This is a genomic window from Saccharothrix texasensis, from assembly GCF_003752005.1.
Lineage (GTDB): Bacteria > Actinomycetota > Actinomycetes > Mycobacteriales > Pseudonocardiaceae > Actinosynnema > Actinosynnema texasense.
On the sequence record NZ_RJKM01000001.1, the window covers coordinates 6,582,978 to 6,598,159 of the forward strand.

Genomic DNA, 15,182 nt, shown 5'->3' on the forward strand with positions numbered 1-15,182 from the left:
GTGGCCCGCACCGTTGACGTAGCCGAGCTGGTCGACCGCGCGCGCGAGGGACAGCCGCGCGCGGTCGCGCGGCTGATCTCGCTGGTCGAGGACGCCAGCCCGCAGCTGCGCGAGGTGGCGGGCGCACTGGCCCCGTTCTGCGGGAACGCGCAGGTCATCGGCCTGACGGGCGCGCCGGGCGTCGGCAAGTCCACGTCGACGTCCGCGCTCGTCACGGCCTACCGCCGCCGCGGCAAGCGGGTCGGGGTGCTGGCGGTGGACCCGTCGTCGCCGTTCTCCGGCGGCGCGCTGCTCGGCGACCGGGTGCGGATGGGCGAGCACGCCACCGACCCCGGCGTGTTCATCCGGTCCATGGCCACGCGCGGCCACCTGGGCGGGCTGTCCTGGGCCACCCCGCAGGCGCTGCGCGTGCTCGACGCGGCGGGCTGCGACGTGGTGCTGGTCGAGACGGTCGGCGTCGGCCAGTCCGAGGTCGAGGTGGTGTCGCTGGCCGACACCACGCTGGTGCTGCTCGCGCCCGGCATGGGCGACGGCGTCCAGGCGGCCAAGGCGGGCATCCTGGAGATCGCCGACGTGTTCGTGGTCAACAAGGCCGACCGCGAGGGCGCCGACCAGACCGCGCGCGACCTCAAGCACATGATCTCGCTGGGCCGCCGCGAGCGCGAAGGCGGCCGGTGGCGGCCCCCCGTGGTGAAGACGGTCGCGTCCCGCGCCGAAGGGCTCGACGAGGTCGTGAACGCCGTCGACGAGCACCACGCCTGGCTCGTCGAGCGCGGTGAGCTGGCACGACGCCGCGCGAGCAGGGCCGCGGCCGAGATCGAGGCCATCGCGCTGGAGCGGCTGCGCTCCCGGATCGGCGGGCTGCGCGGCGCGTCCGCCCTCGAAACCCTGGCCAAACGGGTCGTGGCGGGTGAGCTGGACCCCTACGCTGCGGCTGACCGACTGGTCGAGGGGGTGGGGGTATGACGACGCCGGTGGTGGTGGACATCGGCACGCGGGACACCCGTCGGGTGATCATCGGCGGCCTGGTGGCCGGGGCGCTCGGCGTGCCGGCGCTCGTGGGCGCGGTGAGCGCCTACGGCGACGGCGAGGGCGTCGGCGGGACGATCGCGCTGGTCATCGGGCTCGCGTTCACGGGCATCGCGCTGGCCGCGGTGCTGAGCTGGAAGAAGATCTCCCGGCCGCGCCTGCTCGTGTTCGAGGCGCCGGGCGTGCGGTGGGACGACCCGCGGGGCGCGCCGTGGGCCGTGGCGTGGCACGAGCTGGGCGCGGTGCGGATCTCGCGGACGCGGGAACGGGTCGTGGACCCGGCCGACGCGGTGCTGCGCAAGACCATGGTCAGGCTGGACCTGCTGCCGGCCGACCACCAGGATTTCCGGGCCCGGCACGCCGACATGGCGCACCTGGCCCGCGAGGACGGCGCCTACCGGCTGCCGCTGGGCGACGCGGCCGCGTTGGTCCCGGTGGTCGAGCGGGCCGTGCTCGGATTCGCACCACACCTGTACCGAGGGGTGCAGGACGAGGGCTTCACTGTGGGGTTGTCGTGAGAGAGATCGAGATTCCCTTCGGCAACCGGGCCGAGCGGCGCGCCGGGCTCGCCGTCCAGCTCGGCTTCACGCTGTTCGGCGTCTTGCTGATGTTCCTGTCCTACGCCGACGGCCACCTGGCGGCGATGTTCGTCGGGCCGCTGGTCGCGCTCGGCGGCCTGATCGGCGGCGGCGTCTGGCGGGGCAAGGCCAGGCTGCGGCGGCTCGTGGTCGAGCCGCAGGGCCTGCGCTGGGAGGAGAAGGGCCGGACGTGGGCGGTGCCGTGGTACGAGCTGGCCGGGGTGTCGCTGTCCTACGACGCCAAGCCCAAGCCCGGCCTGTGGCTGAACCTGGCGCCCAACGACCCGGGCGCCTTCGCCGCCACGTACCGCAGCGTCCCGACGTCGCCGCACGGGCACTGGATCCAGCTCGCCGACGACACCGGCAACGAGCTGCTGGACCTCGCGCTCAAGCGGCACGCGCCACAGATCTACCGGGGGTACGTGACCCACTTCACGGCCGGTCGGGGCGCGTCCCTGTGACCGGCTGAGCGGCCGCCGCCAGGTGTGCCTCGTGCTGGGACACCGCCTTGCGCCACAGCGGTTCGCGGTCCTCCTCGGCGAGGACCAGGCCGTAGACGTCGGCCAGGGCGGTGAACCAGTCGGCCCGGTCGTCGAGCAGGGTCTTGGTGGTCGTCCCCCCGACCCGGGACAGGGTCAGCGCGCGCAGCACGTCCCAGCCGCGGCCGTCGGCCCGCAGCACGCCGAACGTGCGCACGAACCCCGACTCGGGTGACGTGGACAGCTCCACGTGCCGGTCGGCGAAGTGGTCGAGGCCGACGTCGCCCGGCGCGAAGTGCATGGCGTGGAAGCTGCCGCGCACGTCGTGCCCCAGCCGCCACGCGCCCGCCGCCGCCGTGGACGGCCCCAGCTCGAACGTGAACGGCCCCTGGCGGTGCACCCCCGCACGCAGCGGCAACGGGGAGTGCAGCCCGTCGCCCAGCCCGGCGTCCACCAACCAGGCGTCATCGGAGTCCGGCAGGTCGCGCACGGTGAGCGCGAGGTGGCTGCGGCTGATGACCGGCTCGGCGTCCGCCGTCATCTGCACGCCGCCGGGGTGCCTGGTCACGTGGTAGCCGAGCGCGCGCAGCAGCTCGGCGAACGCGCCGTTGAGCTGGAAGCAGTACCCGCCGCGACCGGCCAGCACGCGGGCCGCCGAGTCGAGCGGGTCCAGCGACGTCACCCGACCGAGCTGGATCTCCACCGTTTCGTACGGCACCCGTTCGACGAAGGCCTGGTGCAATCGGGTCAGCGCCACCACACCGGGTGGCTCGGCCGCGCCCAGGCCGAGGCGGCGCAGGAACGCGGTTACGTCGAGCGAGGCCATCCTGGAAATCCCCCAACCGGGTCGGACGCGTCGAAGCCGGGACTTCCGACCCTAGGCAAGGACGATCACAGCGCCGAACGTTTATCCCAGCGACTGGGCGTGACGAAGAGGTGCGATGTACGACTCCGCTGGGCTTCAGGTCCTGTCCCGCGAGGAATGCCTGAAGCTGCTCGGCACGGCCGCCGTCGGCCGCCTCGTCTACACCCACATGGCGCTGCCGGTGGTGCACCCCGTCGTGTTCGTGCTCGACGGCGAGTGCGTCGTGCTGCGCGTGCCGGACGGCAGCGCCACCCTCGTCGCCCGGGACACCATCGTCGCGTTCCAGATCGACGACGTCGCGCCGGACCTGTCCCGCGGCTGGTCGGTGATGGCGGTCGGGCACGTCGCCGAGGTCGACGAGCAGGCGCGGCTGACCAGGCTGCGGGAGCTGCCGCTGCCCTCGCGCGGCTTCGGCGGCGGCGACCACTACCTGGTCGTCGACCTGGAGGTGCTGACGGGCCGTCGCATCCCCTAAGCGGAGGCGATAACCTCGGCACCTCCGAACCGGAGGGTGGTCTCGGGTGGCCGGATCCCCGGACGCGAACGCCGCGACGCGGCTGGACGGCCTGCTGCGCGAGCTGACCGACCGCACCACCGAGGTGGTCGTCTCGCAGGAGCGGCTGCACCGGCTGCTGGCCGCGGTCGTCTCGCTGGCCAGCGACCTGTCGCTGCCCGACGTGCTGCGGCGCGTCGTCGAGTCCTCGTGCGACCTGGTCGGCGCCCGGTACGGCGCGCTCGCCGTGGTGGGCCCGGACCGGCAGCTGCTGGAGTTCACCCACGACGACGGCCACCACGACACCGACTTCGAGGAGACCGGGTCGGCGGCGGCGGCGTTCGACCCGTCCGGCCCCGGCTTCCTCGGCGTGCCGGTGCACGTGCGCGGCGCGGTGTTCGGCAACCTGTACCTCAGCGACAAGGCCGACGGCACCGACTTCACCCGCGCCGACCGCGAGCTGGTGGTGGCGGTGGCCGCGGCGGCGGGCATCGCGATCGAGAACGCCCGGCTCTACGCGCAGTCGCGGCAGCGGGAGGTGTGGCTGCGCGCGTCGAACGAGGTGACGAACGCGCTGCTCACCGGCACCCCGGACCGGGACGCGCTGCGCCTGGTCGCGGTGCGCGCCCGGCTGGCCGCGGACGGCGTGAACGCGCTGCTGGCGCTGCCCGACGTGCAGGGCGAGCTGGCCGTGCGGGTGGTGGACGGCGAGGTGCGCGGGTTCAGCGCGTCCGGCGAGGGCGGCCCGGCCCGCGAGGTGTTCGACACCGGCAAGGCCAAGGTGCTCGTCGGGCTGCCCGGCCAGACCCGGATCGGCCCGGTGGTGTTCGCGCCGCTGACCGCCGGGCAGCGGGTGCTCGGCGTGCTGATGGTGGCGCGCGCCCGTGAGCAGCGGGCGTTCGACGCGTCGGACGTGGCGCTGGTCGAGTCGTTCGCCCGGCAGGCCGCGCTGATCCTGGAGTTCACCAGGGCGACCGGCGCGGGCCGGCGGCTGGCCGTGCTGGAGGACCGCGACCGGATCGCCCGCGACCTGCACGACCTGGTCGTGCAGCGGCTGTTCGGGCTCGGGCTCGGGTTGCAGAGCATGAACGGGCTGGTGGAGCAGCCGATGGTGGCGCAGCGGCTGGCGGACTTCGTCACCGAGGTCGACCAGACCATCCGGGAGATCCGGCGCACCATCTTCTCGCTGCAGGAGCCGCCCGCCGGCGCGGCCGACCTGCGCGCCCAGCTGATGAAGGTGGTGCAGGAGTCGGCCCGGCTGCTCGGCTTCGAGCCCGCGCTGGCGATGGACGGCCCGCTCGACTCGGTGGTGCCCGACCCCGTGCGGCCGGACCTGCTGGCCACGTTGCGCGAGGCGCTGGCCAACGCCGCCCGGCACGCGTCGGCGACGGACGTCCGGGTCGAGGTGGTGGTGGACCGGGCGGGGACGAACCTGAAGCTGGTCGTGCGCGACGACGGCGGCGGCCTGCCGCCCGGCCGCGCCAGGCACACCGGCGGTCTGGTGAACATGGCGGCGCGCGCGGCGAGGTGGGACGGTTCCTGCGAGGTCGAGTCGGCCGAGGGCCGGGGTGTAACGCTGACGTGGTCCGTGCCGTTGGTATCGGTGTAGGGAGGGTCCATGTCCATCTCGGTGCTACTGGTGGACGACCACGAGATCGTCCGACGCGGGTTGCAGCAGCTGCTGGCCGTCGAGTCGGACATCGAGGTGGTCGGCGAGGCGGAGAGCGCCGCCGCGGCCGTGTCCGCCGCCGCGTTCCACCAGCCTGACGTGGCCGTGATCGACGTGCGGCTGCCCGACGGCGACGGCGTGACCGTGTGCCGGGAGATCCGCTCGACGGTCCAGCCGCCGCCCGCGTGCCTGATGCTGACCTCGTACTCCGACGACGAGGCGCTGTTCGGCGCGATCATGGCGGGCGCGGCCGGGTACATGCTCAAGCAGGTCTCCGGCAACGACCTGGTGTCCGCGATCCGCACGCTCGCGGCGGGCGGCTCGCTGCTGCACTCGGGCGTGACCGCGACCGTGCTGCAACGGCTGCGCGGCGGACCGGTCGAGGACCCGCGCTACGCGGCGTTGAGCCCGCAGGAGCGGCGGATCCTCGACCTGATCGCCGAGGGCCTGACCAACCGGCAGATCGCGAACCGGCTGTTCCTGGCCGAGAAGACGGTCAAGAACTACGTCTCCTCGCTGTTGCACAAGCTCGGCTTCGACCGCCGGACCGAGGCCGGTGTCTACGCCGCCCGCCGACGGCAGACCGGTGGGCTCTAGCTGTACTGCTCTGGGTGGTCGTGGGCGGTTCGCCCGGGTTGTCGGCACGACGCCTGGGACGTGGCGCACTCCAACCCCTCGTGCTCGGCGCAGCACCGCGGTGGCGGCGACGGCGGTTCCGGCCCGCACGGATGTCCCCCTCCGTCGAGGACTCCACCGCGCCGCGCACGTACGCTGGGGGACAACCGCAGAAAGGCCCTGTTCGGCTCTACGAAAGACTTAAGCCACTCGGGCTCGGAGGAAAGTAAGGTCGCTGGAGTGGGGATTTTCCGGAGGAAGCGGCCTGCCGCGATCGCCCGTGAAGTGGTGCGGGACCACACCTACGACGACGCGATCCTGGACATCGCGGCGGAGGAGATGGACGCGGGCCACCTGAGGGCGGCGACCACGGTGCTCGCGGAGTGCCGTGAGGACCCCGAGGTGCGGGCGCTGCGCGCCGAGGTGCTCGGCGAGCACGCCATCGGCCACGCGGACGAGCTGCTGGAGCTGGCGAAGAACAACACCGACCCGGACCTGTGGCTGCTGGCCGGCACCGCGTTCATCCGCGAGGCGTGGGCGATCCGCGGCTCGGGGCGGGCCGACAGCGTCGGCAAGGACCGGTTCAAGGTCTTCTTCGGCACCCTGCGCAAGGCCGTCGGCCCGCTGCACGAGGCCGCCAAGCTCCTGCCGCGCGACGCCGTGCCGTGGGCGCAGCTGCAGACCGCGGGCCTCGGGTTGCAGGTCGACCGGGACCAGAAGGACGAGGTCTGGCGGGAGATCGTGGCGCGCTGCGCGTCGCTGTACCCGGCGCACTGGACCCGGTTGCAGATCCTGGCGTCCAAGTGGGGCGGCTCGGCCGAGGAGATGATGGCGTTCGCGCAGGGCAGCGTGGACGCCGCGCCGCCCGGCGACCCGGTGGTGGCCATGCTGCCGCTGGCGCACTTCGAGATCTTCCTGGAGCAGTTCGAGGACGCCGTGCAGTCGCGGTCCGCGTTGAAGATCGCGACGCTGAAGATGCGCTACTTCACCCGGCACCGCGACGAGATCGCCGCGGCGGCGGACAGGTGGGACTCGGCCCCGGCCAAACCCCACCCGCGCGTGCTGCAGGCCCACAACCTGTTCGCGGCGGCCTTCGCCCTGGCCGACGACGCGCCCCGGGCCAAGCGCCACCTGCTGGGCATGCGCGACCACGTGCACGACGTGCCCTGGGCGTACGTCGCCTACCTGGCCGACGACCTGGAGAAGGAGTACTCGGAGCTGGCCAACAAGTACCTGTGACGCCGGGTGGCCGGGCGCCGCGCCCGGCCACCCCCGCGCGTCAGCAGCGCTGCTTGTAGAAGTACTTCGAGTTGGCTTCCAGGTCCGCCTTGGTCAACGCGACCAGGTCGGTCTCGACGTCGCGGCGCACCGGCTCGCCCTCCAGCGCCGCGATCGCCTGCTCGACGCCGGTCCGGCCGATCGTCGTCGGGTCCTGAGCGATCAGCGCCTGCACCGCGCCGCCCCGCAGGTCCTCCACCTGCTTGGGCGACGCGTCGAACCCGACCAGGTTCACCGCGCCGGTCCTGCCCGCGTTGCGCAACCCGGTCGCCGCGCCCTCCCCGGTGTTCAGGTTGGTCGCGAACACCCCGATCAGGTCCGGGTTGGCCGACAGCGTGGCCGTCACCTTCGACGCCGCCTGGTCCGGCTCGTTGTCGGTGTACTGCTGGCCGACGTACCGCAGGTTCGGGTGCTTCCCGATCTCCTCCTCGAACCCGGCGGCGCGCGCGTCCGTGGTCGAGGTGCCCGCCTTCGTGTTCAGCACCAGCACCGAGCCGGCCTTGCCGCCGACCAGCTCGGCCAACGTCCGCGCCGCCAGCCGTCCGCCCTGCTCGTTGTCGGAGGAGATGGTCGAGGAGGCGATCGACGTGTCCTCCAGCTTGGTGTCGACCTCCACCACCTTGATGCCGGCGTCCTTGAGCTGCCGCATCGGCCCGGCCATGGCCTTGTCGTCGGTCGGCGCGATGAGCACCGCGCCGGGCTTGTCGGCCAGCACGCCCGTCACGATCGGCGTCTGCTGCGTGGCGTCGAACTTCGCCGGCGCCTGCACGTCGACCGCGTAGCCCGCCGCCGAGGCCGCCTCCCGGAAACCGCACTCCATCGAGATGTAGAACGGCTCCGCGGCCACACCGGGGATCAGCACCATCTTCTTCGCGTCACCCGGGCCGCCGGTGTCGCCGATCTGCCCGCCGCCTCCGCACGCGGTGAGCAACAAAGCCGCTGAGACAAGAGCAACCGTCCTCGTTGACATGTTCTCTCCTTAACGTCTGTCCCGGGCCTTCCTCCGCGACTGGTCGAACCACACGGCCGCCACCAGGACCAGCGCCACCGCGATCGGCTGCCAGTACACGTTCACGCCGACGATCACGAACCCCTTGCGCAGCACGGCCGGGATGAACACCCCGAGCACCGTGCCGACCACCGACCCCGCGCCGCCGAACAGGCTGGTGCCGCCGAGCACCACGGCGGCGATGGCGTTGAGGTTGTCGGTGTCGTGCCCGGTGATCGACGCGACCCGGAAGTAGGCCAGCGCCATGAACCCGGCCAGCCCCGCCAGCACGCCCGCCAGCAGGTACACCCGGACCAGGTGGCGGGTCACCGGGATGCCCGCCCGCCGGGCCGCCTCCTCGTTCGAGCCGATGGCGTACGTGTGCCGCCCGAACGCCGTCGCGCCCAGCACCAGCGCGCCCACCGCCGTCACCGCGGCGGCCACCAGCACCAGGTTGGGCACGCCGAACCAGGTGCCGGTGCCCAGGGTGTCGCTGAGCACGTCCGGCACGCCGGCCACGTTCGAGCCGTCGGAGATGAGCTGCCCGGCCCCGAGCGCCGCGCCGAACGACCCGAGCGTCACGATCAGCGGCGGGAGGCCGGTGCGGGCGATGAGCAGGCCGTTCACCAGGCCCCACGCCGCGCCGGACACCAGGGCCACCAGCAGCCCCACCAGCACCACGCCCCACCCGGCGGTGGTCGCGTCGCCGCCGTGCAGCGCGTTCATCGCCATGGCCGACGTGACGCCGGAGAACACCAGCACCGAGCCGACGGACAGGTCGATCCCGGCGGTGACGACCACGTAGGTCATGCCGACCGACAGCACCAGCAGCACGGAGGTCTCGACCAGCGTCGTCTGCACCGTGAACACGGTCAGCACCGCGTCCGGCCGGAGCGCGCCGAACACCGCGATCAGCACCAGCAGCACCACCGCGATCCACAACGTGTTCGCGCCGGCCAACCGCCGCAGCCCGGCGCGCGGCTTCACGCGTCCTCCTGGGTCAGCGCGCCGGTCATCGCGCCGACCAGCTCCTCGACCGTGGTGGCCGCCGCGTCGAACCGCGCCACCCGCCGGCCGAGCCGCAGCACCTCGACCCGGTCCGCCACGGCCAGCACCTCGGGCATGTTGTGGCTGATCAGGACCACCGCCATGCCCTGGTCGCGCACCCGCCGGATCACGTCGAGGACGCGTTCGCGCTGCACCACGCCCAACGCCGCGGTGGGCTCGTCCATGAACACCAACCGGCTCGCCCACACCACCGACCGGGCCACCGCGACGCTCTGGCGCTGACCACCCGACAACGCCCCGATGGGCACGTCCACGTCCGGCAGCGTCACGCCCAGCTCGTGGAACGAGGCCACCGCCCGCCGCCGCATCTCCCGCTTGTCCAGCACACCGAGCCTGCCGAGCAGACCGGGACGGCGCAGCTCCCGGCCCAGGAACAGGTTCGCCGCCGGGTCCAGGTCCGGCGCCACGGCCAGGTCCTGGTAGACGGTCTCGATGCCGAGCTCCCGCGCGGACACCGGCGAGTCCAGCGCGACCGGCGCGCCGTCGAACAGGATGGTCCCCGAGTCGGGCCGCGCCACCCCGGACAGGCACTTCACCAGCGTCGACTTGCCCGCGCCGTTGTCGCCGACGAGCGCGACCACCTCGCCCGCGTGCGCGGTGAACGAGGCGCCGCGCAGCGCCTCCACGTTCCCGTAGTGCTTCACCAACTCCCGTGCGTCCAACAGGGGTAACGCCATGCGCTCAGCTCCCGGGGCTCGACACCGATGGCGGCCTGCACCGGACGGCGACCACGTCGCCGGTCACCACGACCTCACCCGCCGCGTGCGGCACGACCACCGTGCTGCCCCGGTGCACCGCGACGGGACCCAGCGTGCCGGCGCCCTCCAGCACCACGAACACGCCGAACGAGGGCTCCAGCGCCGCCGTGCCGGACACGTGCAGCCGGTCGGCGCGGAAGAACGGGTCGGCCTGGGCGTCGAACAGGTCCACCGCGGGCCCGGTGAGCGCCTGCGTCCGGCGCACGAGGTCCTCGGGCGACTGGGCGCGGCGCTCCAGGCAGTCCAACGCCTTGTCGTAGCCCAGGCCGAGGTGCCCCGCCTCGGCGTCGGCCAGGAAGCCCCGCCACTCCAACGTGACCGAGAAGTCCGTCGGCTGCTGGAGCTCGACGATGAACACGCCCTCGCCGATAGCGTGCGGCACGCCGGCGGGCACGAACACCGTGTCGCCGGGCGAGACCTTGACCGGGTTGAGCGCGCCGAGCATGGCGGCCGAGTCCTGAGTGGACACCCACTCGGCGGCGACGGCGGCGGGCACGTCCTCGCGGAACCCGATGTAGACCGTCGGGTCGGGGCCGGACGTGCCGATCACGATCCACGCCTCGGTCTTGCCGTGCCGGCAGCCCAGGTGGGCGGACGCGAACGCGTCGGACGGGTGGCAGTGCACCGGCAGCCGCTGCCCGGCGTCCAGCAGCTTCACCAGCAGCGCGGTGTCCGCCCCGAACTCCGCCGCGTGCTGAGCGCCCAGCCACAGCGCCGGGTCCGCCGCCACCGCGTCGCGCAGCCACCGCCCGTCCGGCAGGCGCGACAACCCGGCCTCGTCCTTGCCGAACTGCGTGGTGGTCGACGCGACCCAGTCCTCGGGACCCAGGTCGGCCACGTCGCGGTTCCGGAACGCCGCGATGGCCGGGCCGCCCCGGTAGAACTGCCGGGGCTGGTTGGCCTCCAGCGCGACGGGCTGGGCATCGGAACTCATACGGGTACCTCTCCTGATCCACGGGCCACCAACCGGACCGGCAGGACGACGCGGCGCGGTGGTGAGCCGTCGCCGTCCAGTCGGGCGAAGAGCAGGTCCGCCGCTGCCTTGCCGAGCGCGCTCGCGTCGTGCGCGATCACGGTCACCGGCGGTGACAGCAGGTCGGCCAGTTCGAAGTCGTCGAAGCCGACGAGCGCGGGCCGCGCGGTGGCACCCGCCAACGCGCGCACCGCGTGCACGGTGATCCGGTTGTTGCCGGTCACCACGGCGGTCGCCGGGTCGGCGGCGTTCTGCAGGCCCTGCAACGCCTTGCGCACCGACTCCTCGTCGTGCGGGCCCATGACGACCAGCGACTCGTGGTAGCCGATGCCGGCCCGCAGGCAGCCCTCGCGGTAGCCGCGCAGGCGCTCGTTGGCGGTGAAGATGTCCGGCGCGTCGCCGAGGAACGCGATCCGCCGGTGCCCGAACGACGCCAGGTGCGTGACGGCCTCGGCGGTGCCGCCGATGTTGTCCACCAGCACGGTGTCGGCGACCACGTCGCCGGCCGGCCGGTCCAGGAACACCACCGGCGTGCCCGCCCGCATCTCCGGCACCAGGTACCCGTGCTGCAACCCGGCGGGCACGATCAGCAGCCCGTCCACCCGCCGTGAGCAGAACTCCAGCGACAGCTCCCGCTCGCGCGCCGGGTCCTCGTCCGACGAGCCGGTGATCACCTGGCGCCCGCGCAGCCGGGCGATCTCCTCGACCGCGCGCGTGACCCCCGAGTAGAACGGGTTGCCGACGTCCTCCAGCACCAGGCCGACCGTGCCCGTCGACGAGCCGCGGCGCAGGTTGCGCGCGCTGAGGTTGCGCCGGAAGCCGAGCTGGTCGATCGCCGCGAGCACGCGTTCGGCCGTGGCCGGGTGCACGCCTGCCTCGTCGTTCACCACGCGGGAGACGGTCTTGATGCTGACGCCCGCCAGCCGTGCCACGTCGTTCATCGTGGCACGCCGCACCTTGCGGGCGCCTGCCGCGCCGTTCGGGGACAACGTTGTCATAGTGCGCGAATCACACACCTCGCGTTAACGGATGTCAACGCCCGGCGCTGTCTCGAACCGGACAACAGTCGGCTCCGGGGTTGACGCCACTCCCGCACTCTCCGCGATTATACGATTACGGATCGTTCGTGGACAGCGTTGTCACGGGAGGCGGCTCGTGCGCACTAACCTCGCTCTCGCGGCGGTACTGGGTCTCTCGGTGGCGCTCGCGGCGGCCCATCCGCCTGCTTCGCAGGCGCAGCCGGACGACTCGGCGAAGTGGGTGAACCCGTTCGTCGGCACCCGGCCGGGCGGCCCGGACCACGGCACCGGCGGTGGCGCGGGCAACAACTTCCCCGGCGCGGACGTGCCGTTCGGCATGGTGCAGTGGAGCCCCGACACGGTGACCCGCCAGCACGGCGGCTACGCCTACGAGGACGACCGGATCAAGGGCTTCAGCCTCACCCACCTGTCCGGCGCGGGCTGCTCGACCTACCAGGACATCCCGATCACGCCGTTCACCGGCGAGATCACCACGTCGCCCGCGACGGACCCCGACCGGTACGTCTCGACCTTCTCGCACGACCACGAGTCCGCGTCCCCCGGCTACTACGGGGTGACCCTCGACAGCGGGACGAAGGTCGAGCTGACGGTCACGCAGCGCACCGGCGTCGGCCGGTTCGCCTACCCCGGCGGGCAGCCGTCCACGCTGCTGGTCAACACCTCCGGCTCGATCTCGGGCACGGACGACGCCGAGATCACCATCGGCGCGGACACCATCAGCGGCTGGGCGACCAGCGGCCGGTTCTGCGGCGCGGACCACCGCTACCGGGTGTACTTCCACGCCCGGTTCGACCAGCCGTTCGCCTCCATCGGCACGTGGAAGAACGGCGCGGTCACGCCCGGCCGCGCCACCGAGCGCGGCGGCTCCGGCGTCCGCGAGGGCCTCGGCGACGCGCCGAAGACGCTGCAGGCCCAGGGCCGTCCCGACGTCAAGGCCGAGGACACCACGGTGTCCGGTCCGGGCTCGGGCGGCTGGGTGACGTTCGACGACCCGGACGTGACCATGCGCGTCGGCCTGTCGTTCGTCTCGATCGATGGCGCGAAGAAGAACCTGAAGGCGGAGAGCGACGGCCTGTCGTTCGACGCCGTGCGCGCCGCCGCCCGCCAGGCCTGGAACGACCGGCTCGGCCAGGTGAAGGTAACCGGCGGCACCGACGCCCAGCGCACCACGTTCTACACCGCGCTGTACCACTCCTTGTTGCAGCCCAACGTCTTCTCCGACAGCGACGGCCGCTACCCGGGCTTCGACGGCCGCGTCCACACCGCGGAGCGCGGCCACGCCGTCTACACCAACTTCTCCGGCTGGGACGTCTACCGGTCGGAGATGCAGCTGCTGTCGCTGCTCGCGCCCCGGGAAGCCTCGGACATGGTCCGCTCGATGACGGCGTTCGCCGAGCAGGGCGGCTCCTGGGACCGCTGGACGGTGGCCAACGGCTACACCGGCGTCATGGTCGGCGACCCGTACCACGTGATGGTGGCCGGCGCCTACGCGTTCGGGGCGAACGACTTCGACGCCCGGAAAGCACTGCTGCTGATGCTGCGCGGCGCGACCCAGCCGACCCAGGGCTACGAGGAGCGGCCGGGCCTGACCGACTACCTGGACCTCGGGTACGTGCCGATCGGCGCGCGCAACGTCTGGGGCCCGCCCGCCACCACCCTGGAGTACACGACGGCGGACTTCGCCATCGCCGACCTCGCCCGCCGGCTGGGCGACGGCGCGACCTGGCAGACGTTCATGAAGCGCGCCCAGCACTGGCAGAACGTCTTCAACCCGGCCACCGGCTACACCCAGCCCCGCAACCGGGACGGCTCGTACGTGGAGCCGTTCACACCGGGCAGCCCGGACAACTGGGTCGAGGGCAACGCCGCCCAGTACACGTGGATGGTGCCGTACAACGCGCGTGGCCTGTTCACCGCGATGGGCGGCGACGCGAAGGTCCGCGACCGGCTGGACGCGTTCTTCACCAAGCTCAACGCCGGCCCGGACGAGCCGTACGCGTTCCTCGGCAACGAGCCGATCATGCACTCGCTGTGGCTCTACAACTGGGCGGGCGCGCCGGCGAAGACCCAGGCCGTGACGCGGCGCGCGGTGACCGAGCTGTTCGGCCCCGGCCCGGACGGGCTGATGGGCAACGACGACCTCGGCCAGATGTCGTCCTGGTACGTGTGGGCGGCGCTGGGCATGTACCCGGTGATCCCCGGCCGGGCCGAGCTGGTGCTCAACAGCCCGCTGTTCAGCGAGGTCACGATCACCCGGCCGAACGGCGCGCCGATCGTGATCAAGGCCTCGGGCAGCGGGACGCACGTCGCCGACCTGAAGGTGAACGGCCGCGCGCAGAGCCGCACCTGGCTGCCCGAGTCGTTCGTGGCGAACGGCGGCACGGTGGAGTTCGGGCTGTCCGAGGCGCCCACCGCCTGGGGCACGGGCCCGGCCGACGCGCCGCCGTCGTTCCGCGACGGCGAGACCGGGCAGCAGGCGTACGTGGAACCGGGGCGGCTGGTGCTGCCCGCGGGTGGCAGCGGCGCCGTGACCATCGGCGCGCAGGACTTCTCCGGCAACGGCGGCAAGGTGTCGTGGACCGCGCAACCGCCCGCCGGCATCACGCTCACCCCCGCGTCCGGCGAGGTGACGATCCCGGCGGGGGAGAAGGCCGGTGTCCCGGTCACCGTCGCGGTCGCCGCCGACGCGCCCGAGCAGACCCTCCGCGTGCCGCTGACCTTCTCCAACGGGCAGCGGTCCACGATCTCGGTGCTGGTGGCCGAGCCGGGGAGCCTGCGCGCGGCGTTCGACAACGTCGGCACGTCGCCGGACGACGACCAGGCGATCGGCAACTTCGACGGCGGCGGGTGGAGCTACTCGCGCGACGCGCTGGCCGAGGCGGGCGTGACACCCGGCGGCACGGTCACCTCCGACGGCCTCGCCTACACCTGGCCCACCTCGCCGACCGGCGAGCCGGACAACGTGAACGCCTCCGGCGAGACGGTGACGGTCAGCGCCCCGCCGGGCGCGGCGAAGCTCGGGCTGCTGGGCAGCGCGGCGTCCGGCAAGGCGTCCGGCACGCTCACCGTCACCTACACCGACGGCAGCACGCAGACCGCCGAGGTCGGGTTCTCCGACTGGGCGCTGGGCGGCGCGGCGAACCTGCCGCCGTCGTTCGACAACCGGACCGTGGCCTCGATGCCGTACCGCAACAACTCCAGCGGCGAGCCGCAGCAGCTCGAGGTGCACCTGTTCGCCACCGCGCCCATCGCGTTGCAGGCCGGCAAGCAGGTCCGCTCGGTGACGTTGCCGTCGTCGGTGACCGGCGGGACGTTCCACGTGTTCGCCATCGCGGTGGGCTGACCCTAT

Annotated in this window: 14 protein-coding genes; 8 read left to right on the forward strand and 6 right to left on the reverse strand. The window is 72.9% G+C overall.

Features of this window, described 5'->3' with window-relative positions; genetic code table 11:
* From meaB to EDD40_RS29320, 3 genes are read left to right on the forward strand one after another with little or no spacing between them, the layout of a single operon-like run.
* Positions 1–966, forward strand: coding sequence for a methylmalonyl Co-A mutase-associated GTPase MeaB (gene meaB / locus EDD40_RS29310; protein ID WP_123745790.1), 966 nt, complete (start codon positions 1–3; stop codon positions 964–966).
* Positions 963–1,547 (forward strand): hypothetical protein, encoded by a 585-nt coding sequence (locus EDD40_RS29315; protein ID WP_123745791.1) that lies wholly within the window; start codon positions 963–965, stop codon positions 1,545–1,547. The genes meaB and EDD40_RS29315 overlap by 4 nt, the downstream gene beginning before the upstream one ends.
* Positions 1,544–2,068: a hypothetical protein gene (locus EDD40_RS29320; RefSeq protein ID WP_123745792.1), complete on the forward strand. Its 525-nt coding sequence runs from the start codon at positions 1,544–1,546 to the stop codon at positions 2,066–2,068. Before EDD40_RS29315 ends, EDD40_RS29320 begins: the two co-directional genes overlap by 4 nt.
* On the opposite strand, the gene EDD40_RS29325 is transcribed toward EDD40_RS29320, so the two are convergent.
* Entirely contained in the window at positions 2,040–2,912 is an 873-nt protein-coding gene (locus EDD40_RS29325; protein WP_123745793.1) for an arylamine N-acetyltransferase family protein, read from the reverse strand. The two genes, EDD40_RS29320 and EDD40_RS29325, sit on opposite strands and share 29 nt — an antisense overlap.
* A 115-nt stretch (positions 2,913–3,027) precedes the next feature.
* Between EDD40_RS29325 and EDD40_RS29330 the strand changes: the two genes are divergently transcribed.
* From EDD40_RS29330 to EDD40_RS29345, 4 genes are all read left to right on the forward strand, one after another.
* Complete coding sequence (locus EDD40_RS29330; RefSeq protein WP_123745794.1) at positions 3,028–3,426, forward strand: pyridoxamine 5'-phosphate oxidase family protein; 399 nt, start codon at positions 3,028–3,030, stop codon at positions 3,424–3,426.
* Positions 3,427–3,472: 46 nt separating this feature from the next.
* Complete coding sequence (locus EDD40_RS29335; RefSeq protein ID WP_123745795.1) at positions 3,473–5,053, forward strand: GAF domain-containing protein; 1,581 nt, start codon at positions 3,473–3,475, stop codon at positions 5,051–5,053.
* Positions 5,054–5,062: 9 nt separating this feature from the next.
* The gene (locus tag EDD40_RS29340; RefSeq protein WP_123745796.1) at positions 5,063–5,710 is read left to right on the forward strand and encodes a response regulator; all 648 of its coding nucleotides are present in this window, start codon (positions 5,063–5,065) and stop codon (positions 5,708–5,710) included.
* Positions 5,711–5,968: 258 nt separating this feature from the next.
* On the forward strand, positions 5,969–6,967 hold the full coding sequence (locus EDD40_RS29345; RefSeq protein ID WP_236594480.1) for a hypothetical protein: 999 nt from the start codon (positions 5,969–5,971) through the stop codon (positions 6,965–6,967).
* Positions 6,968–7,007: 40 nt separating this feature from the next.
* Here EDD40_RS29345 and EDD40_RS29350 read toward each other — a convergent pair whose 3' ends face one another.
* Genes EDD40_RS29350 through EDD40_RS29370 form a run of 5 tightly spaced genes read right to left on the reverse strand, consistent with a single transcriptional unit; the run spans position 7,008 to position 11,734 of the window.
* The gene (locus EDD40_RS29350; RefSeq protein ID WP_123745798.1) at positions 7,008–7,976 is read right to left on the reverse strand and encodes an ABC transporter substrate-binding protein; all 969 of its coding nucleotides are present in this window, start codon (positions 7,974–7,976) and stop codon (positions 7,008–7,010) included.
* 9 nt (positions 7,977–7,985) lie between these two features.
* Entirely contained in the window at positions 7,986–8,981 is a 996-nt protein-coding gene (locus EDD40_RS29355) for an ABC transporter permease (RefSeq protein ID WP_123745799.1), read from the reverse strand.
* On the reverse strand, positions 8,978–9,739 hold the full coding sequence (locus tag EDD40_RS29360; protein WP_123745800.1) for an ATP-binding cassette domain-containing protein: 762 nt from the start codon (positions 9,737–9,739) through the stop codon (positions 8,978–8,980). Before EDD40_RS29360 ends, EDD40_RS29355 begins: the two co-directional genes overlap by 4 nt.
* Positions 9,740–9,743: 4 nt before the next feature.
* On the reverse strand, positions 9,744–10,754 hold the full coding sequence (locus EDD40_RS29365) for a class I mannose-6-phosphate isomerase (RefSeq protein WP_123745801.1): 1,011 nt from the start codon (positions 10,752–10,754) through the stop codon (positions 9,744–9,746).
* Positions 10,751–11,734: a LacI family DNA-binding transcriptional regulator gene (locus EDD40_RS29370; protein WP_123745802.1), complete on the reverse strand. Its 984-nt coding sequence runs from the start codon at positions 11,732–11,734 to the stop codon at positions 10,751–10,753. Before EDD40_RS29370 ends, EDD40_RS29365 begins: the two co-directional genes overlap by 4 nt.
* Before the next feature lie 214 nt (positions 11,735–11,948).
* Here EDD40_RS29370 and EDD40_RS29375 point away from each other — a divergent pair, with 214 nt between their 5' ends.
* Positions 11,949–15,176 (forward strand): GH92 family glycosyl hydrolase, encoded by a 3,228-nt coding sequence (locus EDD40_RS29375; protein WP_246037887.1) that lies wholly within the window; start codon positions 11,949–11,951, stop codon positions 15,174–15,176.
* The last annotated feature ends 6 nt before the right edge of the window (positions 15,177–15,182 follow it).

What these genes read in the sequence shown, in the direction of transcription:
- EDD40_RS29315 (WP_123745791.1), top strand. Translation starts at nt 963, where the DNA reads ATGACGACGCCGGTGGTGGTGGACATCGGCACGCGGGACACCCGTCGG.
- EDD40_RS29370 (WP_123745802.1), bottom strand. Translation starts at nt 11,734, where the DNA reads ATGAACGACGTGGCACGGCTGGCGGGCGTCAGCATCAAGACCGTCTCC.
- EDD40_RS29340 (WP_123745796.1), top strand. Translation starts at nt 5,063, where the DNA reads ATGTCCATCTCGGTGCTACTGGTGGACGACCACGAGATCGTCCGACGC.
- EDD40_RS29365 (WP_123745801.1), bottom strand. Translation starts at nt 10,754, where the DNA reads ATGAGTTCCGATGCCCAGCCCGTCGCGCTGGAGGCCAACCAGCCCCGG.
- EDD40_RS29360 (WP_123745800.1), bottom strand. Translation starts at nt 9,739, where the DNA reads ATGGCGTTACCCCTGTTGGACGCACGGGAGTTGGTGAAGCACTACGGG.
- EDD40_RS29330 (WP_123745794.1), top strand. Translation starts at nt 3,028, where the DNA reads ATGTACGACTCCGCTGGGCTTCAGGTCCTGTCCCGCGAGGAATGCCTG.
- EDD40_RS29325 (WP_123745793.1), bottom strand. Translation starts at nt 2,912, where the DNA reads ATGGCCTCGCTCGACGTAACCGCGTTCCTGCGCCGCCTCGGCCTGGGC.
- EDD40_RS29350 (WP_123745798.1), bottom strand. Translation starts at nt 7,976, where the DNA reads ATGTCAACGAGGACGGTTGCTCTTGTCTCAGCGGCTTTGTTGCTCACC.